This window comes from Brevibacillus sp. YAE8 (assembly GCF_057543335.1).
Genome location: NZ_BAAIYG010000007.1, coordinates 17,626 through 42,895, shown reverse-complemented (window position 1 = coordinate 42,895; position 25,270 = coordinate 17,626). Strand labels below are relative to the sequence as shown.

Here is a 25,270-nt window from a genome sequence, read left to right as displayed (position 1 = left end):
GGGCTTTTTGTGAAAGTTGATTTATTGATTCAAAACGTACAAGTGTTCAACAGCTATTTCAAACAGTTCCGGGAAGGAAACGTCGCGGTTCTGGACGGGCGCTTTCTCTACATCGGCGAGCGGAATGCCGAGACGTTTGAAGCGAGCGAAATCATCGACGGCCAAGGCCGCTACATGATCCCTGGCCTGGTCGACATCCATCTGCATATCGAAAGCACGATGGTAACCCCGGAGACGTTTTCTTACGGATTGATTCAAAACGGAGTGACGACAATCGTCCCGGAGCCGCACGAGATGGCGAACGTGTTCGGAATCGAAGGGGTCAAGGAAATGATCCGCGCCAGCCAGGACTGCGTAGTAGACATGAAGTACGCGATTCCAAGCTCTGTTCCGGCGACCTCGATGGAGACGACCGGAGGGTCCGTAGAAATTGCCGACATGGACGAGCTGTTGGCCTCCGGCGACATCGTCTGCATGGGCGAGATCATGAACTACGTGGATATCATCCGCGACGAGAACTGCAAAACGAACCGGATTTTGGAGCACATTCGCAAAACGTATCCGAAGCTGGTCGTCGAGGGGCACGTGCCGAAGCTGCTTGACCTGGATTTGCATCGCGTCATTTACGCGGGCGTGGACTCCGACCATACGCACCAGACGGCGGAAGGTATGGAAGCGAGAATCGCGGCGGGCATGTTTTTGGAGATTCAGGAAAAGTCAATGACAGAAGAAGTCATGGACTACTTGATCCGCGAAGATGTTTCCGAGCATTTTTGCTTTGTGACGGACGATGTGATGACCGACTCGCTGTACAAGCGCGGTCATCTGAACCATATCGTGAAAAAGGCGATCGGCATGGGCATGCCGCCGGAGCGCGCTATTTACGCCAGTACGTTTACACCAGCAAGACGCATGAACATGACGGATCGCGGGGCGATTGCTCCGGGCAAGATTGCCGATTTTGTACTCGTGTCCGATTTGCGCGAGCTTGTGATTGAGCAAGTGTACAAAAACGGGCAAAAAGCGTTCGACGCCCGCGAACAATACCGTCAGGTCGCGCGGACGAAGCAGTTCCCGGCGCATTTTTACGAGAGCATCAAGCTGTCGCCGCTCACAGAGAGCGACTTCCAGGTCACTACAGATGCGCCGGACAACCGCTATCCATGCCGTGTCATGCTCGTCCAGAATGGCTCGACGTTTACCGAGGATCACCGCGGGATCGTCGAGGTGCGGGAAGGAAAGGTGTGCTGGGAAGAAAGCCCGTACGGCCTGATCGCGGTCTTTGAGCGCTACGGCAAAAACGGCAACCGCGGCTACGGGCTAATCAGCGGCGACACGATCAAGCGCGGAGCGGTAGCGACCAGCTATTCGCACGATAACCACAACTTGCTCGTCGTCGGCCACAATCCGCACGACATGATGGTGGCAGCCAACGAGGTCATCCGCAACCAGGGCGGTTTTTGCGTAGTCGAGGACGGCAAAGTAATCGCCAACCTGCTCTTGCCTGTCGGCGGTATTTTGACAGAGGAACCGTTGGAGAAGACGGCGAAGGAAGTCGAGAAGCTGCGCCGGGCCATGGAATCGCTCGGGTACGAGCACTACAACCCAATCATGTCGATCAGCACGCATTCGCTGCCAGTCAGCCCTGCGCTGAAGCTGACCGATTTGGGCCTGATTGATGTGAATGCAGGAAAAGTCGTGCCGCTGCTTTTGATGTAGGACGACATAGCAAACCCCGGGAACAGCAGATGTGCTCCCGGGGTTATTTGCATATTTGCATGTGCATCGGCAATGCATTGTTCATGCCAGCAGCGCCAAGAGGTGTGCCGTATCGGCCTCTGACGCGAGCGAGGCAGTCGTGCTCGCCAACCGCTCGGCAAGCGTGGGATCGGCTGTCAGCACGTCAGCGAGCTTTTGCTGCACTTCTGCTGCGGTCAGCGCATTGCCCGGAGCGCCGCGCGGACGATCGACGCGCTCGCAATACACCTGTCCGGCTTTTGTCGTGATCTCGACGATGGTAAAACGCCCTTTGGGCACCGCTTCCGGCGCGGGCGCGATCTGGCTGTCGTAGGCCCGCTGTACACGCGGCAAAAAGGCGAGAATGTCCGGGGCAATCGGCGCTGCCGTGAAGCTTTCCAAAGACAGCGAGCGTCTGTGCAAAGCGAGGCTCGCCACATACTCGACGCTGAAGCGCCCTTGCTCGCCCGTGCGCGGCTCTCTCTCGACGAGCGCAGCGTCCCCCTCGGGCGGAAAAATGATGCGAACCGCCTCCAGCTCAGCAGGCGCAAAGGCGTGGCGCGCCGCCAGGCGAACAGCCGCGTCCGCAGCGTGATGGGAAGCGGAGCAAAACGGATAAATTTTGAACCAGAGTCCCGGCGTGACGATTCGCCAGGAGGCGCCCCAGTCTTGCAGCAGCACGGAGTTTGCCAGCTCTGGATCTCCGTAGACGGCAAAAAAGCCGTGTTTCCCGTCCAGCGCCTGCGAGCTGCCTCCGAAGTCTGCTTCCGCCAGTCTGACTGCAAGCAAGGCAGACTGGGCGGCGAGCCCTGCGTGCAGCGGCTTTGTTTCCGTGCCGAATTGCGCGCGCAGACCGCTCGCCTGGGTGGCGGCAAAGCCGATCGCTTTTTGTAACTGTTCGGCAGAAAAGCCTTTGGCGTAGCCTGCCGCAACTGCGGCTGCGATCACCCCGAGCGTAGACGTATTGTGCCAGCCTTTGATGTAATGGGCGTCCCCAATCGCGCGCCCGAGACGGGCCATGACTTCGACGCCGATGACATAGGCGGCGAGAAACCGCTGGCCGCTGACGGAAGACACGGCGGCAACGGAGATGAGCGCAGGCAAAATCACTGTGCTGGGATGGCCGCGCACATCGGAATGCACGTCGTCAAAATCGAGCGCGTGCCCGATGTAGCCGTTCAAGAGGGCAGCCGAAAGAAAGCTGGCCTTGCGCTGTTGCCCGATGACAGGAACTTCGGCGCGGCCGCCTTCTGCTTCGGTAATGCTCCACAGCTTCGCCAGGCCCGCATCCTCGCGCGCGGCAAAGCTGGCAGCCAGGTAGTCCAGAATTCCCAGCCGCGCTGCTGCCATGGCGGCAGCGTCGTTTTCCGGGCGAGAAGAAACGACGAGATCAGCCAGCTTCTCTGTCAGCCGTCTGTCTCGTCCTGTGCTCGCATGTACATGTGTCACGGTAGGGCCACTCCCTTTCCCCGCCTACGAGATGAAGGAGGCCGGGGCGTTTATTTGCTGCAAAAACCGCTGCGTGCGCTGGTTTTGCGGGCGGTCAAACAGTTCTTCGGGGGTTCCTTGCTCGACGATTTTGCCATCCGCCATGAAAATGATGCGATCCGCTACATGGCGGGCAAAAGCCATCTCGTGCGTGACGATCAGCATGGTCGTGCGCTTTTCCGCAATCGCCTTGATGACTTGCAAAACCTCTGCCACCAGCTCGGGATCGAGCGCGGAGGTCGGCTCATCGAGCAAAATCGCATGCGGGTCGACAGCGAGCGCGCGGGCGATGGCAACGCGCTGCTGCTGGCCCCCTGACAAGGTGATCGGGTAGCTGTCGGCCTTGTGTGCCAGACCGACCTGCTCCAGAAGCGCCCTGCCGATTTTGTCCGCTTCGCTCTGCTTCATCTTTTTCGTGATGATGAGCGATTCCGTGACGTTTTGCAGCGCGGTCCGGTTTTTGAACAGGTTGTAGTTTTGAAAAACCATCGCGGTCTGCTGGCGCAGGTGGTGCGCTTCCTTGCGCGAGTATTTCTGGGCGTCCAGTGTGGCCTGCCCGATTTCGATTCGTCCGGCGTCCGGGCTTTCCAGTAGGTTGAGGCAGCGCAAAAGCGTTGATTTTCCTGAGCCGGAAGGGCCGATGATGGCGACGACCTCGCCCTGCGCCACTTCGATGTCGATGCCGTCCAGCACGACCAGATCGTTAAACTGCTTGCGCAGATTCGTTACTTTAATCATGGCAATCCCTCGCTAGTTTTTATATGGCCTGCTCAGTCGTTTTTCCAGCCATTCCTGCAGGAGACTGTAGACGATCGTCAACGCCCAGTACACAATCGCGACGGCGAGGTAGATTTCGAAAAACTTCAGCGACGCAGACGCCATCATTTTTCCTTGGGCGAACAGCTCGGCGACCCCGAGCGTAAAGGCGAGAGACGTCTCCTTCACCAGCCCGATAAACGTATTGCCCGAGGCGGGGATGGCATTGCGTGTCGCTTGCGGGAGGATGATGCGACGGTACGCCTGGGCCTTGGTCATGCCGACAGCCAGACACGCCTCAAGCTGGCCGTTGTCGACAGAGTCCAGGGCGGCACGGAAAATCTCCGCCAAATAAGCCGAATTTTTGATGCTCAAGCCAATAATCGCTGCCGTCAAGGCGTTCATCGCGCTAAACGACGGGAAAAGCTGCGGCAAGCCGTAGTAGATCAGAAAAAGCTGAACGAGCGTAGGCGTGGCGCGAAAAAAGGAAATGTACACGTTGGCGAGCTGATAGAGCACGGGTACCCGGTTTTTCGTGATGAGAGCGAGCACAAGCCCAATGGCAATGGCGAAAATCATTGCGACGATCGCCATTACCAATGTGAGCGGCAAATATTTGAGCAAGGTAGGGAAAACCTCTAGCATGTATTGCCCGTCAAAATTCATCGTGCACGCACCGCCTATTTCTGGATTGGCGCCGTAACATCAGCCTTGAAATATTTTTCTGAGAGCTGCTTCAGGGTGCCGTTATCGCGCAGCTCTGTGAGCACTTTGTCAAACTCTGTGCGCAGTTGGTCGTGTTTCTCGTCTTTCGGGAACGGGAAGGCTACTTCCTCATAGGTGATCGGATCTCCGGCCAGCTTCAGCGGCAGCCCGGTTTTTTCGATTTGCGCCAGGAGCACGCTGCGTCCGTTGATGTAGGCGTCGATCCGGCCGTAGGCGACGTCGTTGAGCGTGCCTTCTTGCGTCTCGTAGGTGCGGATGTTGATTTCGTTGTTCGGGTCCTGTTTTTGCAAGTTTTTCGTATGGTTCGAGCCGAGCACCGCTCCGACGGTTTTTCCTTTCAGATCGGCGACGGAATGGATGTCGTTGTTGTCGTTTTTGACGATGATTTGCGTTCCGGCGTAAGCGTAGGTTTGGGAAAAGTTGAACTTCTGCTTGCGCTCATCCGTAACGGCTACCTGGTTGGCGACCGTATCAATCCGGCCTGTTTCAAGCTGGCCCATCACGCCGCTGAACTCGGCGAGGTGCCATTCGATTTTGTAGCCGAGCTTCGCTGCGATTGTCTCTGCAACTTCGACGTCGAAGCCTTGCAGCTTTTCCCCTTCCTTGTAAGCGAACGGGTAGCTTTGGCCTGTTGCGCCTACGCGTAAAACTTTTTCCTCCTGGGTGCCTGATGCAGCCTGCTCGCCGCCACTGCCGCAGGCAGCGAGCAGGAGGGAGAGGCCGAGTGTAATCGCGAGGATGCCTTTATGTTTTTTCATGTGAATCTCTCCTAGTTGGTTGATTTTTTGGGCGAGTGCTGCGCCCGTTGAGCTATGGCAGTGGCGTGTACAGCTCTTTGCGGAAAAAGATCGTCGTGTGGCCGCGGCCGAGATCGGCTTCTCCGGCACGCACATAGCCTCTGCGCTCGTACATGGCGGATAGCCACGGATGCTTGTCGGCCGTGCCGAGCGATACGGCAGGAGCCTTCAATGTATCCCGGACAATGCTTTCCTCCACCCATGTCAAGAGAGTGGAGCCGACGCCTTTTTTGCCGATGGCCGGATCGACGGCGAACCACCATATATGGGGAAGGCCAAACGGTCCGGGCTGAGGTCCCCAAGGCATGCGCAGCGAGACGGTTGCCTGAATCCGCCCAGCTTCCTCCAGGACGTAGCAGGCGTTGTTGTGGATATTTTTCTGGACGAGTGCCAGGTCGGCTGTGGCTGCGGCAAAGTGAATGCCCAACTCGCGGATGGGAGCGTAGGCTCGCAGCGTCAGGTCCAGCAGCTCTGCTGCATCGTCAGCGGTTGCCAGACGGAAAGTTGTTGTCATGTTGTCTCCCTCGCACTTCTCGCGGCAAACGGGTCCAGGCGATACGTTTGTCGGCATCGGCTGGCCGTTTGCGGCGTTTATGTTTTAGCTGGATACGTGTGTCCCGTTGGCTTGCCGGTTCGTATAACGATTGGCAGGGCGCTTTAAGCCGAGATGCTCGCGCAGCGTATTGCCTTCGTATTCGGTGCGGAACAGCCCGCGCTGCTGAAGGAGCGGCACGACCTCATCGACGAACACGTCCAGACCCTCTGGCAAGAGAGGCGGCATCAGATTGAAGCCGTCGCAGCCGCCTTGCTGCACCCATTCCTCCATCTTGTCCGCAAGCTGCTGTGGCGTCCCGACAAAGATGTGGTGGCCGCGCGATCCGGCGATGTACTGATAAAGCTGGCGGATCGTCAGCTTTTCCCGGCGCGCCAGGTTCAGCACCAGCTCGAAGCGGCTTTTTACGCTGTTCGTCTCCGGGATGTCGATGTCTGGCAGCGGACCGTCGAGCGGATACGGCGTCAGATCGAAGCCGCCGAGATAGCTGGAAAGAATTTTCAACCCGACAGAGGGCAAAATCAGCTCTTGAAGCTGCTGGAATTTGGCCTGTGCGGCTTCTTCCGTATCGCCGAGAACCGGGAAGATTCCCGGCATGATGCTCACCTCGTCAGGAGAGCGGCCGTAGGAGACGACTTTTGCCTTCACGCTTTGGTAAAAGGCTTGGGCGTCCGGCAAGTTGTTTTGCGCCGTGAAAATGACTTCCGCTGTGCGGGCGGCCAGGTGCTGACCGGGCTCGGAAGACCCTGCCTGAATGATGACGGGATGCCCCTGGGGCGGTCTGGCTACGTTCAACGGTCCGCGAACGGAAAAGAACTCGCCGCGGTGCTGCAACTCATGCAACTTGGCCGGATCGAAAAAAACGCCGGATTCCTGCTCGCGAATGAGGGCGTCGTCTTCCCAGGAATCCCACAGTCCTTTTACGACCTCGACAAATTCTTCTGCGCGCTGATAGCGCAGGCTGTGCTCGGGATGCTTTTCTCCGCTAAAGTTCAAGGCCGTCGATTCGATCGAGGAGGTGACGACATTCCACGCTGCACGGCCGTTGCTGATGTGATCGAGCGAAGCGAACTGGCGGGCGATATGAAAAGGCTCGCTGTACGTCGTAGACGCTGTGGCGGCCAGGCCGATTTTCGAAGTGACGGCAGACAGCGCCGACAACAGCGTAAACGGTTCAAAGCGTGCCAGCACATTCGGATGGGAGTCGGGACTGATCGACAGGCTGTCCGCGAGAAACAGCATATCCAGCTTTCCGCGTTCGGCTGTTTGCGCCAGTTGCTGAAAATAGGCGAGGTTCATGCTGCCGTCGGTTTGCGCATGAGGGTGACGCCAGGATGCGACGTGATGACCAGTGCCGGCGAGAAAAACGCCGATTTTCAGATGTTTGGGGGCCTGTGCCATGTCCTTCTACGCTCCTTTGGTTGTGGGTAGGAATTAAAGTGCACAATTCCAATTTAAATAGTCGGTTTTAGTTTTAAAATATACGCCTGTTCGCGCACCATTGTCAATGTATATAAAAAATTTTAACAGTGAGTTTTCTTTCGCGATGTCTGCAATTTTCTTATGCTAGACTTTCATTTTGTGCTAAAGTGCATAGAGAAGCTTTTTGCAGTGCTTTTCAACACGTTTCTACTATATTAATGGTGTAGATATTTCTAATGTAAATGAGGAAGAACAATCATGCATGAGACTTATTCGTTAAAAGAAAAGTGGCGGCAGTTTCTGATGGTGTTGCTGCCCATCCTTATATCGCAGTTGGCGCTTTTCTCCATGACTTTTGCCGATACGATCATGTCCGGGCACGCCAGTCCGACTGACTTGGCCGGAGTGGCGATCGGGGCCAGCCTCTGGACGCCGATTCAAGCCGGATTGACGGGTATTCTCATGGCAGTGATGCCGATGGTGGCGCAAATGATCGGAGCGCAGCGCAAAGACCAGGTGCCCTACACGGTCATGCAGGCACTGTACCTGGGAGTGGCGATTGCCATCGGGGTGCTGATCGTCGGCGGCTTGGCGCTTGAGCCGGTGTTGAACAGCATGCAGCTCGAAAGCGACGTCAGACACATTGCCCGCGGCTTCCTGCATGCGATAGCCATCGGGATTGTGCCTTTGTTTCTCTACACGGTCATTCGCTGCTTCATCGACGCGTTGGGGGAGACGAGAATTACCATGTTCATTACGCTGCTCTCGCTGCCAATCAACGTCGTGCTGAACTACGCCCTGATTTTCGGCAACTTCGGTTTGCCGCGCCTGGGCGGAATCGGGGCGGGCTACGCCTCGGCGCTGACTTACTGGTGCATTTTGCTGATTAGCCTGGTTGTCGTGCAGCGCGTGCAGCCGTTTACCGATTTCGGGGTGTTCCGCAAGTTTTACCGCGTCTCCATGAGCGCGTGGAAAGAGCTGCTCAAGCTCGGCTTGCCGATCGGCTTTTCGATCTTTTTCGAAGTGAGCATTTTTGCCGCTGTTACCTTGTTCATGAGCGAGTACAGCACGATTACGATTGCGGCGCACCAGGCGGCGATGAACTTCGCTTCGTTTATTTACATGGTTCCGCTCAGCATCTCGATGGCTTTGACTATCGTGGTCGGCTTCGAGGTCGGGGCGAAGCGGTTTCGCGACGCCAAGCAGTACAGCTATTTGGGCATCGGCATCGCCACTGGACTTGCCCTGCTGTTCGGCACAGGCTTGCTGCTGTTCAACAGGCAGGTCGCCGGATTTTATACGACGGACATCGAGGTTTTGGAGCTTACGCAGCACTTTTTGATGTACTCGATTCTGTTTTTGATTTCCGATGCGGTGGCGGCGCCGATCCAGGGGATTTTGCGCGGCTACAAGGACGTTACGGTCACGTTTATCGTCGCCCTTGTCTCGTACTGGGTCATCGGGCTGCCGCTCGGGTACGTCCTGGCGCAGTACACCTCGCTGGCTGCCTTTGGCTACTGGATCGGGCTGATTACAGGCTTGGCGGCAGGCGCGATCTTCCTGTTCGGACGCCTGCTGTCCCTGCAAAAACGCATGATACGCAGCGTCTCGTAACCAAGCGTGGCGCAAGCAAAGCGGGAAAACTCCGGATGAGGGGTTTCCCGTTTTTTGCATGAAGACAGAAGGGCCAGCTTACACTATGAGCAGCCATGAAAAATTTCTCTCCTATTTTTCAAGGAGAGCGTATATACTTTCTAATAGAGTGATGGGAGAAAAGCTGACATTGAAAGGGGGAGGAGAAGCGAATGACGTATGATTTTTTGATGAAGCTGGGGATAGCGATGTTTCTGGGCTTGCTGATCGGGATGGACAGACAGCTCAAGCATAAGCCGCTTGGCGTGAAAACAAGCATGGTCATATCAGTGGCGAGCTGTCTGATTACGATTGTCTCGATTGAGTCGGTACATCGGTTCTCCTTGCCTGGACACACCAACATGGACCCGCTGCGCCTGGCCGCGCAAATCGTGAGCGGCGTCGGTTTTCTCGGAGCTGGCGTGATTTTGCGCAGAAGCAACGATGTAATCTCCGGGCTGACCACGGCTTCCATGGTCTGGGCTGCCTCCGGACTGGGTATTGCCGTAGGGGCGGGGTATTACTTTGAGGCGGTGACAGCGACCATCCTGATTATTTTGGCGATCAACCTGTTTCCGCTCATTCTCAAATGGATCGGTCCCGAGTCTTTGCGGCAGCGGGATTTGTCGATCAAGATTGTCGTCGAAGGGGGCGGCGATCTGGACGGCGTTTTCAAACAGATCAAGCACATCGACCTGCAGGTAAAACGGGTCAAGGTCAAAGACCTGGACAACGGATTGCAAAAGTTGGAAATGATGATTACCGCTTCGGAAAACACATATACGACCGACATTTACAGCTTGCTGAAAGCTGTCGATCACGTCATTTCTGTTGAGGTAGAGAGTAGATAAGGGGTAGAAACAAAGACCGTAGCTGACCGTTTGCAGATGGCGCTGCGGTCTTTTTGCATGCGAGGAACACTTCTGCTCTTGATAACAAGAATGAAAATCATTATCATTTTAAATGAATACGTCTGCTCTCATTCCAAAATGGAAAAAGTGGACATGATAAAAGAGGCAATCATTCATAGAGGAGGATGCGAGATGGAATTTCGGATCGAAAAAGACACGTTGGGTGAAATGAAAGTGCCTGCGGACAAGTTGTGGGGGGCGCAAACGCAGCGCAGCTTCCAAAACTTCGAGATCGGCGAGGAGAAAATGCCGCTTGAGGTCATCCGCATGTTTGCCATCCTGAAAAGAAGCGCGGCCCTGGCGAACCAAAAGCTGGGCAAGCTGGACGCGGAAAAGGCCGAAGCGATCGTAACGGCAGCCGACGAAGTCATCGCCGGAAAATGGAACGAGCACTTCCCGCTGGTTGTTTGGCAAACCGGAAGCGGCACCCAATCCAACATGAACGTCAACGAAGTCATCGCTCGCCGCGCCAACCAGTTGCTGGAGGAAAAAGGCAGCAGCGCGCGGATTCACGCCAACGACGATGTGAACAAATCGCAAAGCTCCAACGATACGTTCCCGACTGCTATGCACATGGCGGGACTGGTAGCCATTGAGGACCAAGTGCTGCCTGCGCTGGCGCTGCTCAAGCAGACGCTCAAGGAAAAAAGCGAAGCCTACATAGACATCATCAAAATCGGCCGGACGCATTTGCAGGATGCCACCCCGCTGACACTGGGCCAGGAAATCAGCGGCTGGGTGCGCATGCTGGAAAAAACAGAGAAAATGATTCAGGAAAGCAACGAATATTTGCGTGAGCTGGCGATTGGCGGTACGGCCGTCGGAACCGGCATCAACGCCCATCCGCGCTTTGGCGAAATGGTCGCTGCGGAAATCAGCGAAGCGATCGGCAAAAAATTCGTGACCGCCGAAAACAAATTCCACGCGCTGACCAGCCACGATGAGCTTGTTCACGTACACGGAGCGTTGAAGGCGCTGGCAGCCGACCTGATGAAAATCGCCAACGACGTCAGATGGCTGGCGAGCGGACCGCGCTGCGGCATCGGCGAAATCGTAATCCCTGCCAACGAGCCGGGCAGCTCGATCATGCCAGGAAAAGTCAACCCGACACAAAGCGAAGCGATTACGATGGTGGCGTGCCAGGTGATGGGCAACGATGCCGCGATCGGCTTTGCCGCAAGCCAAGGGAACTTTGAGCTGAACGTGTTCAAGCCTGTCATCATCTACAACTTCCTGCAATCGGCCCGACTGCTCGCAGACGCCATGAAGTCGTTCAACGACCATTGCGCGGTCGGCATCGAGCCGAACTTGCCTGTCATCCAGGAAAACCTGAACAACTCCCTGATGCTCGTAACCGCGCTGAACCCGCATATCGGCTACGAAAACGCAGCGGCAGTAGCCAAGCTGGCGCACAAAGAAGGCATCACGCTCAAGCAAGCGGCTATCAAGAGCAGCCTGCTGACCGAGGAGCAATTCGACCAAATCGTGCGTCCTGAGCAGATGATTCATCCGAAGGAATAGTGGGATTCACAGAGCCGATGATGGCAAGAAACAATAAAAATTTTGGCTGCTAGGCCACTTGGCTGACTCCATTCATAGGCGTCAGTTTTTTTTATTATTCTCTCTCAGTGATCGCCTTTCACTGTAGAACTGAAACACTCGTTAGTTCTCAGTGGAATGTAGATTACTAGTATCGAGGCTCTATACCGTGGGAAGGATTTCAAAAACTTTTGCCGCTTTGTATCATTTTAGAAAAAAGGGTTTTTTTAATGTAATTCCAAGGATTTGGGAGCATATTATCATTTTTTGGAATTAATAGCTGAAATTGTCTGAAAAACGCTTTTTTGGAGTTGGAAAAATATTGTATAGCATTGGTACACTTCAAAGTAAGGTCTACGAAAAGAGAGATAGAAAGAGTAGGAATAAAAGTTGCGTGAGATCATATCGAATCGAAAAGAGGTTATAAAAATGAAAAAAGCTTTTAAAAGTACTGCTGCAGTGCTCTCCTTAACCCTTGGAATCACTGGTGTTTTGCCTGTAGCTAATATAGCTAATCAAAGCGCATACGCCGCAAGTAGCGACGAGTACATTGTACTTGGGTCTTATTATCTTTCAAAAGATCAAGTAAAGTATATGGCTAGTATTATGAGAGGTGCGACAAGTGGAGGTGCGACAATTGCTGAAACTCTGATCGGGTTTTTAGGGCCTGGAGCAACAGTAGCAATGGCGGCTACAGCACTTTCTGCTAATGCACAACTTCAAAATGAAGTATTGTATGCAGCAGATCATAATATGAGGGTTCAGGTTGTGGTTAAAGATAAGAAAGTGCATACTTCATATTCAACTGTTGTAACATTTACAGCGGTAAAATAATAGAGAGAATGTTAGCTGTCGTCGTAGTAACAAATCTGGCTTCGACCTTTTTCAAACTATATTCTTCTATCTCTTGATATCCTCATTTTCTAAGACCTGAGATGTTTCTTAAAACCATCAACTCGTTTCGAAGTTTTCATAGTAAAGGAGCCCCTTTTTGCTCCAAGATTTTTCGGAGATAAAAGTGTATTGGGGCTCCTTGCTTTTTTCTACAATGGAATAAACATACTACACAGGAAATTACCTCTGTGGATCGAAGTAATGGAGTAACCATTCCTTGATGAACAGAGGTTTTTATGCGTCCAAAAAATCGAATTATTCCCCAGAATCACATGACCCGACAAGAGATTGCGGAAGAGTTAAACAGACGTGGTGTGAGAACGACAGACCGCAATGTTCAAATGCTTTACGAGCGTTATCTTACTCTCCTTGGAGCCAGTGTAGACCAACATATACGCGAAGTGTTGCATCATGTAAGTTCACAAAACGGAGGATTGATGCTTTCCATGGATGGTGTGCAACCAAAAAAAGGGAATGAAACTTTATATGTCATCCGTGAAGTGTTTAGTGGGACGGTACTAGCTGCCAAGAATCTGAAAAGCGGATCATCAGAGGAACTACAGAACCTGATTCGCCCTATCGTAGAATTGGGTTACCCTATTATTGGCATTGTAAGTGATGGGCAACAATCCATTCGACTAGCCTTTGAAACATTGCTCCCCGACGTCCCGTATCAATACTGCCAGTATCATTATCTGAAAGACATCGCTACACCGGTTATGGACTTGGACCGAAAACTTAATAACTTCGAAGAGCATTACAAAGAAGTATGAGCGTCCAACTCTGAGCGGCTACCTGAATCAACCACTTTTGGACGCGGTTTCGCTTTTTCCCCGGAGCCGGGCAGTCCAACCCCCAGCAGGGAGCCCAAGAAGCTACAGCGATTTCACCTCTTTCCTCGCCCACCGAAAGTCCCGATCAAGCGAACTACATCGTAGCAACAACTTACATCATCCTCCCAAGCCCCTACCCCGCATCCCACTGCCAGAATTAATCTCTCCCACGCACTCTTTAGATTTTCTTTAAACATTTCTGCTATAGTGTTCAGTAATGACTCAGATTCGTGCGGAGGTGCAGCCGATGAGAATATTAATCGTAGACGACGACAAGGAAATCGTAGACCTGCTCGCCATCTATTTAGGCAACGAAGGCTACGAGATCGAAAAAGCCCACGACGGCGTACAAGCGCTGGAAAAGCTCGCCCAAAAAAACATCGATCTCGTTATTTTGGACGTCATGATGCCGAACCTCGACGGGTTGGAAGTGACCAAACGCATACGAAAAGACTCGACAATCCCCATCCTGATGGCCAGCGCGAAAACGAACGACATGGACAAAATCATGGGGTTGATGACCGGGGCCGATGATTACGTCGCCAAGCCGTTCAATCCGCTGGAGGTGATCGCGCGGGTCAAATCCCTTTTGCGCCGAGCCAATTACAACCAACAGCAAAAGCAGGATCACGTCATCGAGGCAGGCCCGCTGATTATCGACAAGCAGAGCCACGTCGTTGAGACGAAGGACGGCGTTCCGATCAAACTGACCGCCCTGGAATTTTCCGTGCTGTTTTTGCTGGCCAGCCACCCGAACCGGGTTTTTTCCTCCGAAGAAATTTTCGACCGCTGCTGGAAAATGGAAAACTACGTCTCCTACAAGACGGTGATGGTGCACATCAGCAATTTGCGCGAAAAGCTGGAGAAGGCGACCAATGGCGAAAAAGTGATCCAGACCGTCTGGGGGGTAGGCTATAAAATTGAAGCTTGATGCCAAAGATTTTTTGCGCATTTTCCTCGACCTGATCCTGAGTCTGGCAATCTTCTATGCTGTTTTGCAGACCGCTTCCTTTCTCGCCCAAAACTATTTGTACAACATTCGGGAAGTCAAAGAGTACGTCTGGTTTTTGCGGCGCAGCTTCGGCATTGAGTCTTTTAAAATCCCGATCATTCTGTTGGGAATCGGGTTGTTTGCCGCCTGGACGTTTGTCCGTATCCGCAAGTACATCGAGCAAAAACAAATGGAGCAGATCATCTCCGAACTGCACTACATCGCCAAAGGGAATTTTCAGCACGTCATCTCCATCCGGCCGAGCGGCAGCCTGGGAAATGTAGTCGACAGCATTCATGCGCTGGTCAAAAGCACGCGCGAAGCGATGGAGGAGGAGCGGCGGCTGGAGCAGTCCAAGGATGAGCTGGTGACGAACGTGTCCCACGATTTGCGCACCCCGCTGACGTCGATTATCGGTTATTTGGGACTGATTGAAGAGCGCAAGTACAAAAACGAAGAGCAGCTCAGGCAGTACGCCCACATCGCCTATGAAAAGGCCAGGCAGATGAACGTGCTGGTCAATGACTTGTTCGAGTACACCAAGGTCCGCAATCGGGGCGCGCATGTGACCCGGACACAGTTTGACCTCGTGGAGCTGGTGGAGCAAGTCTCGGTGGGCTTTCGCATTGCGGCGCAGGAAGCGGGCTTGTGCCTGCATGTAGACACGCCGGACGAAAAAATCGAGATGATCGGCGATACAGACAAGCTCGTCCGCGTGCTGGAAAACTTGCTCTCAAATGCGGTCAAATACGGGCGGGACGGCACGGACATTTTCATTCGCCTATTCGAGCAGCAGGGCGGGGTTGCCATATCTGTTGCCAACAACGGAGCGCCAATTCCAGCCGAATATATCCCCAATCTGTTCGAGCGCTTTTTCCGGGTAGAAGGGTCGCGCTCCAAAGAGACGGGCGGCTCGGGACTGGGACTGGCCATCGCCAAAAGCATCATTGACCTGCACCATGGCAGCATTTCCGTGGACAGCACGCCGGAATGGACGACCTTTACGATCTGGCTTCCTCGTACCTCTCCCTCTTCATAAATCCTTTCCTTTTTCTTTACTTTTCGTTTCCGTTTTTTTGATTTCAAAAGCCTATCCTTGTTGCATGAAGAACGAATGTGTTCATGTGTGATGAGGAGGGCTTGTTTTTATGCGGAGAGGAACACTGCTGCTGCTTCTGCTCGTTGTGGCTGCGGGTTATGCCTGTTGGAGCGACATGAGGCCGGCAGTAGCAGATTTGGTAAACAGAAGAGCTGAGACTGTGCTGGGGAAAATAACCGGCAGTGTGGAGGCGCGGGCGGCTGTTTTGCTCGACAGCGAGACAGGCGAAGTGTTGTACGCCCAAAATGCCGATACCCCCTATCCGGTGGCAAGCATGTCGAAAATGATGACCGAGTATTTGCTGCTGGAAGCGATCCGGGAGAAGCGTGTCGCTTGGGACGATGAAGTGCCCGTTTCCGCAAATGCCGCCGGGGCCGGGGGCGCGCGGGTGCAGCTTGAGCCGGGCAGAGCGTACCCGCTTCGCGATTTGTACGAAGCGATGGCGGTCGGCTCCGCAAACAACGCGGCCGTGGCCATCGGTGAATACCTGGCGGGCAGTACGTCTGCTTTTGCCAGACAGATGAACAAAAAGGCAGCCGAGCTGGGGCTTGCGTCCTCGTCTTTTGTCAACGCGACAGGGCTGGATTACGACTACGGGCAAAATGAGATGTCGGCAAGAGACGTAGGCATGCTGGCGCACTATCTGCTTCGCGACTTCCCGGAGATTGTGGAGCTGACTGCCGAGCCTTTTGTGCAGCTTTCTTTCGGGGAACGGGTGGACAACACCAATCTGATGGTGCGCACCGATCACGACGAAATGAACGTGCCAGGGCTGGACGGACTGAAGACAGGGTTTACCGATAAAGCGGGCTACTGTTTTACAGGGACGGCCAGGCAGGGTGACAAGCGTCTGATTTCTGTGGTGATGGGGGCGGCAAACGAAGTGGTCCGCTTTACAGAGACAAAAAAGTTGTTGGAGAGGGGATTTGACATTGCATACAGCGCCGAAAAAAGGTAGGGCATGGACGGTTCCGCTTTTTCTGGGGTACGCCGTTTTCGCGGTGTATTTGTATTTGGTCATAAAAGTACTGTTGTTAAAATTCAGCAGTCTGGATATAGAGCTGTTGCAGATACAATGGCAAATGCTTTCAAACGACCCGACGAGCATCGTGGAGCGGCTGCGCTACCGGGGCAACCTCGTGCCGTTTCATGAAATTCAAAACTACGTGTCACAGATTCGAAACGGCCAGAGTGGGCACAGCTTCGTGAATCTCGTCGGAAACATCGTTGCATTTATGCCCTTTGGCTTGATGCTGCCGCTGTTGTTTGCGAAAAAAGCAGGCTCCGTCGGCAAAGTCGCATGGCTGTCGTTTCTGTTTAGCCTTGGGCTGGAAACGACGCAGCTAGTGCTGAGCTGCGGCACGTTTGACGTCGACGATCTTTTGCTGAATACGGTGGGAGGGATACTCGGGTATGGCGTTTATTTGGTGCTGTGGTTTGTCTTTTGGCGTCATCTTTCCAGTGACCGTTCTGCAAGAGACTCGACGACGTACCCTGATAAAAGCTATGGCGTACAAGGCTGACCAAGCCTGCCAAACGAAATACAGAACAAGAGGGCACCTGCAAGGGTGTCCTTCGCGAGGTGGAGTCTGAAGGAAGCCAGCGGCAAAGTCCCGAACTGAGTACACGAACCCAATTTGAGGCTGTTGTATTCGGGCGAGTCTGCGCAACAAGGCAGTCCGAAGATCAGCGCTGCTTGCTTTAAAATATCGTTCTCCATTTTTAATCGTTGAATTTCCTAGCGTAGCGCAAGGAGTTGAATTTGTTCCTCCGTTCAGTTATCTTTTTCTTTGAAAGAACCTGTATTTCTACTCTGTTTGATCCAACAGTCAAACGCAGATGCACTAAGATCGTATTCTCTCATAATATTTGCACGAGGCTTCCCATTCTCATAAAGTTGAACCATCTGCTGTTTGAACTCGTCTGTAAATGACCGACGCTCACGTTTCGCCATGACATATTCTCCCCGTTCTCTATCGATTTGATTTCAATCTACTAGACCTTACGAGAATTGTCCAATTCAGTGTAGCCGGTCCACCACAAAGTCTTTAAAATATGTTAAAAAATATAACTCTCCGCACTTATCGGAGAGCTATATTATATGGCACTAAAGATCAACTGGTGTTTGTAAAGTATATCTACAAACTTAAATTTTTGATTAGGGAATTAAAAGGCTACAGATTAATGGAGCTTTAATAGTCGTTTCCTATCTTAAAAGTGTTTCTCCAAGAATATACCCAGTTAGATCCTTTAATTGTAATAGATAATGGCCCATAGCCTATACTAAAACCATCAATATATTTAGGTGCACTTGAGTGTACATATTTAGATACAAACTGCCCTGTTTGGCCTTTGTGAGATTTAGGTATACGCACCTTGTCTTTTACGTAGCCTTCATGTATTCCTTCATGATAGTCAATATCAATTTCTGCCATTGAACCATAGACGTCCTGCTCAATGTCTGGATCAAAATCAAAACTTCCAAGTTTTCTACCGCTACTGCTAAAATGAGTCACATCATAATCGGCGGTTGTTTTTACAGATGTTGTATGAGATTGCCAAGCATGCGCTACTCGATCAGTAAAATAAAGTATAGGGCGTGAACTCCATTCAAATTTAGTGTAGTAAGAATATTCATATTCGCCATCCTCTATACCATGATAGACAATATAACCCCAGCCTTTAAAATCTCCTTCCTTATAATCACCAAGATCAGTTCCAGCAATCTTTACATCTCCCGTAATTTCTTTGTTTACCAATTCATTTTCTTGTAGTCTTTCAAAATCTTTCCTTGCGATTTTTTGAATTTTTTCTTTGTTTTTTTCAGTGACGATGTGTTCAACTCCATCTAGGTCAGTATAGAAAGTTGGTTCATACTCAACTTCCGAGTCCACTTTAACGCCACCATCAGCTATCAATTCCTCTTGCATTTCCTCTGGTAAAGTATCAATTTCTTTTTCAGAAAAACCCATTATCTTAAGTATTTTTTTTCGATCATTTTTTGGGACTTTTTCGGATTTTGATTTTCCGAGACCTTTAACCCGTCCGTCTTCATAAACCCTTACATCGAGATCGCCGACCTTAACCATGTCAAAATTAACCGCTTCCTCAATCTCTTTAAAGTCTTTGCTTGCAGCAGCTACAGTAAATGGGATCAAGCTAGTCAGTGTAACAGTTGCAATTAGAGAAGCTATTATTTTTTTTCTTGCAAAGGGAAGCATTTAAAAAACCTCCTAATGTATGGTATATTAGAATAGTAACAATACTTGTATAAAATTATCAATATATGTAAATAAAGGAGATAATGTAAATGGAAAAGAAAAAACTTATTGTTTACTTGGGCATATTGTGTCTTGTAATGATGGGGTTTTCACTAATATGGAGTATTTATTTTAAGGAGAAGACAGCAGCCGTCGTAAAAGTAAAAGAGGTTAGCAATGACTTCATCGTAATTGAGGATCAACTCAACATGAAAAGAACGATTGATGTCCCGAGGGTTATTACGAAATTAATTAAAGCGAACGAAGAGTATTTTGTAGAGTATGAGTCTAGCTTGATAGGATTGCCGAAACTTGTTTCTATAGAACCCCTAAACGAAAGATGAAACATTTTTATTGGGTTATGTTTTGTCTAAGTCGTTGTGGTTCTGATCGTTCTGGGTAAAGCATGGCCGGCTCTGATGGTTCTGGGATATGCAGTTTTTGTGTTCTATCAGTGACCGTTCTGCCAGAGACTCGACGACGTACCCTGATAAAAGCTATGGCGTACAAGGCTGACCAAGCCTGCCAAACGCAATACAGAACAAGGGCACCTGCAATGGTGCTCTTTTTCATCTGCTGTGCTTCCTCTTGTTTTGTCCCACCACCTGTGTTTACACTAAATAGAATCAATAATCAATTGAACCAATTTATTGAAAGAGAAGGTGATTCTCTTTGCTCCATAAAGCACAGGAAGTTTTGCAAAAATATTTCGGCTACGAATCGTTTCGCGAGGGACAAAAGAAGATTATCGAGAGCCTGCTCGCAGGCCATGACACGATCGGCATCATGCCGACCGGCGGGGGAAAATCCATCTGCTATCAGGTGCCGGCCATGCTGTTCGACGGCGTCACCATCGTTATTTCGCCGCTTATCTCGCTGATGAAGGACCAGGTAGATGTGCTGGTCAACATGGGCATTGCGGCAACGCAGATCAACAGCTCGCTCGACTACAGCGAGGTGCGCGAGCGCTTGCGGATGGCGGCGCGCGGGGAGTACAAGCTGCTTTATATCGCGCCTGAGCGGCTGGAGTCGGAAACGTTTCAAACTTTGATCCGCAATGTGCCGATTTCGTTCGTCGCTGTCGATGAGGCGCACTGTGTCTCGCAGTGGGGCCACGACTTCCGCCCCAGCTATTTGGAGATCGCCCGCTTTTTGCGCACGCTGCCAGAGCGTCCCGTCGTCGCAGCCTTGACCGCGACGGCAACACCGGAAGTTACCGCCGACATCAAGCGCCAGCTTAGCCTGGAGGACGAGCGCCTCTTTATCACTGGCTTTGGCCGGGACAACCTCATTCTGTCGGTGCGCAAAGGGGAAAACCGCCGCGAGTTCATCCAGGCGTATTTGAAAGCCAACAGGCAGCAGTCCGGAATCATCTACGCCGCCACGCGAAAAGACGTCGATGCGCTGCACGCCGACCTCGCGAAGCGCGGCTTTTCCGTGACCAAATACCACGCCGGGCTGTCCGAGGAAGAGCGGGCGGCGAATCAGGAAGCGTTCCTGTTCGATGACGTCCGCACGATGGTCGCGACCAACGCATTCGGAATGGGCATCGACAAGTCCAATGTGCGCTACGTCATTCACTACAACATGCCGAAAAACCTGGAAGCGTACTACCAGGAGGCGGGCCGCGCCGGACGCGATGGCGAGCCGAGCGAGTGCATTTTGCTGTACCAGCCGCAGGACATCCAGACCCAGTCTTTTTTTATCGAGCAAAACCAGCTAACCGACGAACGCAAGGAGCACGAGTACAAAAAGCTGTACGCCATGGTCGACTACTGCCGGACGCCGCGCTGCCTGCAGCAGTACATCGTGCAGTATTTCGGCGAGACGGATGCGCCTGAGTGCGGCCGCTGCCACAACTGCACCGACAACACGGAGCTGACCGACATTACCCTTGAAGCACAAAAAATCTTTTCCTGCGTCAAGCGGATGCGGGAACGCTTCGGCGCAACTCTGGTTGCCCAGGTACTCAAAGGCTCGAAAAACAAAAAGGTCACGCAGTTCCAGTTCGACCAGCTTCCTACCTACGGACTGATGAAGGAGTACAAGGAAAAGGAAATCGCCGACCTGATCCAACTGCTCATTGCCGAAGGATACTTGCAGGTGACAGAAAGCCAGTACCCGATTGTAAAGCTGGGAGCGCGGGCGCTGCCAGTGCTCAAGGGCGAGGAGCGCGTCGTGCAAAAAATATCGCTCCGCCCGGCAGCGCTCGCAGAGGACGACGAGCTGTTCGAGCAGTTGCGTGCGCTGCGCAAGGAAATCTCACAGCGCGAAGGGGTGCCGCCATACGTCATTTTCCACGACAGCACATTGAAGGAAATGAGCAGCCTCTGCCCGACCGACAAGCAGGCGATGCTCAAGATCAAAGGCGTGGGCGAAGCCAAGTTCGAGAAGTACGGCCAACTCTTCCTGGAATGTTTGCAAAACTACGCCGCAGTCAAGCCGTGACGGTCATGGTCACGGCTTTTCGCTATTGTAGCGGTGGTCAAAACAAAAGCCGTGACGCTGACTATCACGGCTTTTGCTACTTTATACACTGGCGCCATCCACTCACGCACGCAGCAGTCTTCTCTTTCCCCCGCTTTAGCCCGCGATTCGACTGCGATGCTTCATCAGATACAGCAGAAAAGCCAGAAGCAGCAACCCTTGGGCGACGATAGCAACGGAGATGGAGGCGCCCAGGAATACGACCAGGTAGTAAATCCCCGACCCGGCAGCCATCAAAAAGTTTTCGATAAAATTTTGAATCGCAATCGTCTTGCCGGAGCCGACCATCTTTTTGCCCTCGTCCTGCAAGATCGTATTCATCGGAATGATGAACACCCCGCCCATGAACCCGACCAGAAGCAGCAGGCAGATCGCAATAACTGTTACGTGAATCCACGGAAACAACACGATGATGAGAAACATGCCGAAGCCGTAGCCGACTGAGCGGGTGAACCGGGACAGCGGAATCAGCCGCGGGGCGAGAAAAGCGCCGATGATGATCCCGATTGAGGTCGTAGCCAGGATCAGCGAGACGGAAAAGCTTTGCGGGTTAATCCCGAGTGCGGCGGGTATCCAGGCCAGCACGGCGACCCGCAGCACAGCCGAGCTCATCCAGAAGGCCCCGGTTCCGATCAGCGCAAAGCTCGTTTCCGCACGGTTCATCAGGTGCTGGAAGTCGATGAAAAAGCGGCGTGCTTCCGTACCGTAACGAATCGAGGCGTTCCCCCGGATGCGCGGGATGAAAAAGGTCATGCCCAGCGACAACAGGTAGAGGGCAAGACAGATGCTCGAAGAGAACTGCGGCGCTGTCATGGAGGCGATCGCTCCGCCCCCGCCGATTCCGGTCAAGATCGCGACGATCGTGTACGCCTCAATCCGCGCGTTGGCCTGGAACAGCTCCTGTTCATTGCGAGTCAGCTCCGGCAGGATGCCGTACTTGGCAGGCGAGTAGACAACCGCGCCGACCCCCACCGTAAAGTAGCAGAGCATCAACAGCAAAATGCTGGAGTGATCGATGACGAACAGCAGCACGACACCGAGTGCTTTTATCAGGTTGCCGATCACCAGAACGAACGATTTGGCGTGTTTGTCGGCAAAAGGCCCGACGAGCGGAGCGAGAAAAACGTACGGCAGAAAAAAGGAAATGGAAACGAGTGCGAGCATTGCGGGAGAAAAACCGTTCTCCCGCAGCAGGTTGGCAATGACAAACAAAATCATGTTGTCGGCAAAGGCCGAGAGAAATTGCGTGAAATACAGGGCTTGGAGCGGTTGTAGTCGCATCTTCACATCAGTTTCCTCCACTTTCCGCCAGTTGCTTCAGACTGACGTAGTCCGTTTTTCCGCTCCCGAGAAGTGGCAGAGCTTTGATGACCTGCATCGTGCCGGGAATGAGCAGCGGCGAGTATTGCTTTTCCGTCAAATACGCGCGCAGTTGACTGAGCTGAACGGTTTCATCTGTAGTAAACAACAGGACGCGCTCGCCTTTTCGCTGGTCGTTGACGGTGATCGCGGCAAAGCCGGAGTGACCGAAGCATTGCATTGCCAGCTCTTCCACCAGATTGAGCGACACCATCTCGCCGCCGATTTTGGCAAAACGTTTCAGGCGAGACTGAATGCTGAGAAAGCCTTCCTTGTCAGCCGTCACCAGATCGCCTGTGTGGTACCATTCCCCGGCGGGCACGAAGCCTTTGCCGTGAATCAGGTAGCCTTTCATGACGTTCGGGCCTTTGACGAGCAGCTCTCCGCCTTCGTCAATGCCTGCGACCGGGTCCAGCCGATAGCTCATGCCGGGCACGAGTCGACCTACTGTTCCAGGCTTGTTGGCGAGCGGCGTGTTGAGCGCGAGAATCGGAGCGGTTTCGGTCGCGCCGTAACCTTCGAAAATCCGCACGCCGAACTTATCCATCCACAGCTTGCGCACGTCGTCCTTCAGCTTTTCTGCGCCTGCAAACACGTAGCGCAAAGAGTAGAAGTTGTACGGGTGCGCCATCCGTCCGTAGCCAGCCATGAACGTCGAAGTCCCGAACAAAATGGTCGCATTCTGATCGTACACCAGCTCCGCAATCGCCTTGTAGTGCAGCGGGCTCGGATACAGATACACCGGAATGCCCTTGATGATGGGCAAAAGCGTGCCAGCAGTCAGTCCGAAGCTGTGAAACATCGGCAGCGCGTTGAAAAACTTGTCGCGGCTCGTAATGTCGATCATGCTGGTCACTTGCTGGATGTTGGCGTACAGATTGGTGTGCGTCAGCACGACGCCTTTTGGCTTGCTTTCGCTGCCGGAGGTGAACAGAATCAGTTCATTGGCACTCTTCGCGGCTTTTTTCTTTGTCACATACGCGGTGAGGGCAGCCAGCTTGTCAAAAGCGGTGGCCGATGCTTTCAAATCTTCCAGGTAAATAATCTGGATGCTCGGCGAAAGGCCCGCGATAATGTGCTCCAGCTTGCCTTTTTCGATGAAGGCGCGCGAGGTCAGGATCGTATCGATACGGGCTGTCTCGCAGCAGTCGAGCAGCGAACGGATGCCGAGCGAAAAGTTCAGGATTGCAGGTGTTTTCCCGATGCAAAACAGCGCCATCAAAGTAACCAGGTGCCCGACCGAGTTGGGGAGAAATACGCCGACGACCGGTTTCCCCATTAAGGGCTGTTGCAGTTTGTTGCCGAGCAGATAGCTGCCGATGAGCAGGGTGCGGTAATTGATGGCCGAGGTCAGGTCTTTGGCGATCTCCATTTTCGGCCCGTTGAGGCGGGCGGCTGCCAGCGCTTCATCGAACAGGTTGACGTTTTGCTTCATCCGGCTTTGGAACAGTTCCTCCTGCATCGTGCGCAGGATCAGGTCGTTGGCCGACGCCTTTTGTTCACGCATCGAGCGGTTTTCGTCGCGAGCGATGGTGAACGGTGTGCCGACGGTCATCGTAACAGCAGGGAACAGCGAGCGGCGCAGCTTGCCTTGCAAATAAGAGAAGATCGAGCGCTCCAGGCCGTTGATCGCGATCGGGTAGATGGTTGCGCCTGTTCTCATGGCGAGGTAGCCGACGCCGCTGTAGATTTTCATCAGGCCGCCTGTTGTGGTGATGCGGCCTTCCGGGAAAATCACCAGCGTCTCTCCTTTGCGGATGACCCGCAGCATGTGGCGGATCGAGTACGGGTTGAGCGGATCGATCGCGATGTGCTTGCGGAAGCGCAGGAAAAAGGCAAACCGCTTGGCGATCCCGGTGTTGACGACAAAGGTAGCTCCCGTAGGCAAGCAAAAGGAAAGGAGTACCGCGTCGAGCAGGGAGACGTGATTGGGAATGATAAGTGACGGCTTCGTCAGGTCGATTTTGTTTACACCGTGAATGCGAGGCCGAAACCACAGCAGCAAAATCATTTTCAGGAAGGCATGAATGAGGACCATGTAGACCACACCTTTTCAAAGGATAATGGCGTTGCTTTATAGTCCTCATTGTAAGGAGTGGGGGAAGTAAAAAAAGTACCAACATTCATTGGTACCTGGTCATAATACCTAGAATAGCTTTTTCTGGCTCGCTTTTGCGGCCGCTTCTTTGCTCGTTTTGACGCCCATTTTTTTCAGGATGCGGTTGATGTGGTTTTTGATGGTCCGCTTGGTGATGTGCAGGGACTGCTCGATTTGCGTCTGCGTCTTTCCCTGGTGGATCAGTTGCAGAATGTCCTTCTCCGCGGGGGAGAGCAGCTTCTGGTTTTCTTCGTTTTTCAGGCGCAAAAACTCGTTGCGCAAAGCAGCCGCTGCTGTCGGGTGAATCGCCGACTGGCTGTTGTGGGCAGCGCGGATGGCGTCGGGAATTTCCTTGAAGCTGGACTTGCTGATGTAATTGACGGCGCCAGCAGAGAAGGACTCGACAATCACATCCTCGGCGGTCAAGGACGTGAGCATGATGATTTTACAGTCTGCCTCAAGCGCAATCAGCTCCATCGCGGTTTCGATTCCGTCGAGGTTGTTTTCGGTCAGGTTGATGTCCATCAGGACGACGTCGGCTTCTGCCGCCAAAAAGCGCTCGGTCGCTTCCGCCTTCGTGCCCGCCTCGCCGACGACGGTGAGGTCTGCTTCTTTGTTCAGGTAGTCGACCAGTCCTTTTCGCCAGACAGGGTCGTCCTCGACGAGAAATACTTTGATAGTCTCCATG

22 protein-coding genes and 1 pseudogene are annotated in these 25,270 nt (G+C 52.9%); 12 read left to right on the top strand and 11 right to left on the bottom strand.

The window, feature by feature from the left end:
• Nucleotides 1-9: 9 nt before the first annotated feature.
• Complete coding sequence (locus AC27IT_RS12335) at nt 10-1,719, top strand: adenine deaminase (protein ID WP_005830130.1); 1,710 nt, start codon at nt 10-12, stop codon at nt 1,717-1,719.
• Between the two features lie 81 nt (nt 1,720-1,800).
• On the opposite strand, the gene AC27IT_RS12330 is transcribed toward AC27IT_RS12335, so the two are convergent.
• The 6 genes from AC27IT_RS12330 to AC27IT_RS12305 all read right to left on the bottom strand — a co-directional run bounded on the left by AC27IT_RS12330 (nt 1,801) and on the right by AC27IT_RS12305 (nt 7,458).
• The gene (locus AC27IT_RS12330) at nt 1,801-3,186 is read right to left on the bottom strand and encodes an MmgE/PrpD family protein (RefSeq protein WP_283858431.1); all 1,386 of its coding nucleotides are present in this window, start codon (nt 3,184-3,186) and stop codon (nt 1,801-1,803) included.
• A 24-nt stretch (nt 3,187-3,210) separates the two neighbouring features.
• Nucleotides 3,211-3,963 carry an amino acid ABC transporter ATP-binding protein gene (locus AC27IT_RS12325; RefSeq protein ID WP_025848081.1) on the bottom strand — a complete coding sequence of 251 codons (753 nt, stop codon included), beginning with the start codon at nt 3,961-3,963 and terminating at the stop codon, nt 3,211-3,213.
• A 12-nt stretch (nt 3,964-3,975) separates the two neighbouring features.
• Nucleotides 3,976-4,647 carry an amino acid ABC transporter permease gene (locus tag AC27IT_RS12320; RefSeq protein WP_025848079.1) on the bottom strand — a complete coding sequence of 224 codons (672 nt, stop codon included), beginning with the start codon at nt 4,645-4,647 and terminating at the stop codon, nt 3,976-3,978.
• Between the two features lie 14 nt (nt 4,648-4,661).
• Nucleotides 4,662-5,465: an amino acid ABC transporter substrate-binding protein gene (locus tag AC27IT_RS12315; RefSeq protein ID WP_283858430.1), complete on the bottom strand. Its 804-nt coding sequence runs from the start codon at nt 5,463-5,465 to the stop codon at nt 4,662-4,664.
• Nucleotides 5,466-5,517: 52 nt separating this feature from the next.
• A complete protein-coding gene (locus tag AC27IT_RS12310) occupies nt 5,518-6,018 on the bottom strand; it encodes a GNAT family N-acetyltransferase (protein ID WP_005830121.1) in 501 nt (166 codons plus the stop codon).
• An 84-nt stretch (nt 6,019-6,102) separates the two neighbouring features.
• Nucleotides 6,103-7,458 (bottom strand): LLM class flavin-dependent oxidoreductase, encoded by a 1,356-nt coding sequence (locus AC27IT_RS12305; protein ID WP_025848076.1) that lies wholly within the window; start codon nt 7,456-7,458, stop codon nt 6,103-6,105.
• A 279-nt stretch (nt 7,459-7,737) separates the two neighbouring features.
• Between AC27IT_RS12305 and AC27IT_RS12300 the strand changes: the two genes are divergently transcribed.
• From AC27IT_RS12300 to AC27IT_RS12260, 9 genes are all read left to right on the top strand, one after another.
• On the top strand, nt 7,738-9,093 hold the full coding sequence (locus tag AC27IT_RS12300) for an MATE family efflux transporter (protein ID WP_005830117.1): 1,356 nt from the start codon (nt 7,738-7,740) through the stop codon (nt 9,091-9,093).
• Nucleotides 9,094-9,284: 191 nt separating this feature from the next.
• Nucleotides 9,285-9,962, top strand: coding sequence for an MgtC/SapB family protein (locus AC27IT_RS12295; RefSeq protein WP_007778358.1), 678 nt, complete (start codon nt 9,285-9,287; stop codon nt 9,960-9,962).
• A gap of 192 nt (nt 9,963-10,154) precedes the next feature.
• The gene (gene fumC, locus AC27IT_RS12290; RefSeq protein WP_005830113.1) at nt 10,155-11,543 is read left to right on the top strand and encodes a class II fumarate hydratase; all 1,389 of its coding nucleotides are present in this window, start codon (nt 10,155-10,157) and stop codon (nt 11,541-11,543) included.
• A 447-nt stretch (nt 11,544-11,990) separates the two neighbouring features.
• Nucleotides 11,991-12,395, top strand: a complete 405-nt coding sequence (locus AC27IT_RS12285; RefSeq protein WP_005830112.1) for a hypothetical protein — start codon at nt 11,991-11,993, stop codon at nt 12,393-12,395.
• Between the two features lie 296 nt (nt 12,396-12,691).
• Complete coding sequence (locus AC27IT_RS12280; protein ID WP_007778362.1) at nt 12,692-13,228, top strand: transposase; 537 nt, start codon at nt 12,692-12,694, stop codon at nt 13,226-13,228.
• Between the two features lie 298 nt (nt 13,229-13,526).
• Nucleotides 13,527-14,219, top strand: a complete 693-nt coding sequence (locus AC27IT_RS12275) for a response regulator transcription factor (protein WP_412679496.1) — start codon at nt 13,527-13,529, stop codon at nt 14,217-14,219.
• Nucleotides 14,209-15,318, top strand: a complete 1,110-nt coding sequence (locus AC27IT_RS12270) for a sensor histidine kinase (protein WP_122905565.1) — start codon at nt 14,209-14,211, stop codon at nt 15,316-15,318. Before AC27IT_RS12275 ends, AC27IT_RS12270 begins: the two co-directional genes overlap by 11 nt.
• Before the next feature lie 109 nt (nt 15,319-15,427).
• Nucleotides 15,428-16,336 (top strand): D-alanyl-D-alanine carboxypeptidase family protein, encoded by a 909-nt coding sequence (locus AC27IT_RS12265; RefSeq protein ID WP_025848069.1) that lies wholly within the window; start codon nt 15,428-15,430, stop codon nt 16,334-16,336.
• Entirely contained in the window at nt 16,305-16,901 is a 597-nt protein-coding gene (locus AC27IT_RS12260) for a VanZ family protein (protein ID WP_235694753.1), read from the top strand. The genes AC27IT_RS12265 and AC27IT_RS12260 overlap by 32 nt, the downstream gene beginning before the upstream one ends.
• A gap of 153 nt (nt 16,902-17,054) precedes the next feature.
• On the opposite strand, the pseudogene AC27IT_RS12255 reads toward AC27IT_RS12260, so the two are convergent.
• Together AC27IT_RS12255 and AC27IT_RS12250 are read right to left on the bottom strand one after the other, a co-directional pair.
• Nucleotides 17,055-17,332: pseudogene (locus AC27IT_RS12255) on the bottom strand (transposase); the annotation flags it as partial.
• A 238-nt stretch (nt 17,333-17,570) separates the two neighbouring features.
• On the bottom strand, nt 17,571-18,599 hold the full coding sequence (locus AC27IT_RS12250) for a hypothetical protein (RefSeq protein WP_283858428.1): 1,029 nt from the start codon (nt 18,597-18,599) through the stop codon (nt 17,571-17,573).
• Nucleotides 18,600-18,688: 89 nt separating this feature from the next.
• On the opposite strand from AC27IT_RS12250, the gene AC27IT_RS12245 reads away from it, so the two are divergent.
• Entirely contained in the window at nt 18,689-18,982 is a 294-nt protein-coding gene (locus tag AC27IT_RS12245) for a hypothetical protein (RefSeq protein ID WP_025848064.1), read from the top strand.
• Between the two features lie 328 nt (nt 18,983-19,310).
• The gene (recQ, locus tag AC27IT_RS12240; protein WP_327944415.1) at nt 19,311-21,086 is read left to right on the top strand and encodes a DNA helicase RecQ; all 1,776 of its coding nucleotides are present in this window, start codon (nt 19,311-19,313) and stop codon (nt 21,084-21,086) included.
• A gap of 135 nt (nt 21,087-21,221) precedes the next feature.
• Here recQ and lplT read toward each other — a convergent pair whose 3' ends face one another.
• The 3 genes from lplT to AC27IT_RS12225 all read right to left on the bottom strand — a co-directional run bounded on the left by lplT (nt 21,222) and on the right by AC27IT_RS12225 (nt 25,269).
• Nucleotides 21,222-22,412 (bottom strand): lysophospholipid transporter LplT, encoded by a 1,191-nt coding sequence (lplT, locus tag AC27IT_RS12235; RefSeq protein ID WP_327920282.1) that lies wholly within the window; start codon nt 22,410-22,412, stop codon nt 21,222-21,224.
• A gap of 1 nt (nt 22,413) precedes the next feature.
• Nucleotides 22,414-24,522, bottom strand: a complete 2,109-nt coding sequence (locus AC27IT_RS12230; RefSeq protein WP_327944416.1) for an AMP-binding protein — start codon at nt 24,520-24,522, stop codon at nt 22,414-22,416.
• Nucleotides 24,523-24,630: 108 nt separating this feature from the next.
• Nucleotides 24,631-25,269, bottom strand: coding sequence for a response regulator (locus AC27IT_RS12225; RefSeq protein WP_005835181.1), 639 nt, complete (start codon nt 25,267-25,269; stop codon nt 24,631-24,633).
• Nucleotide 25,270: the final 1 nt, after the last annotated feature.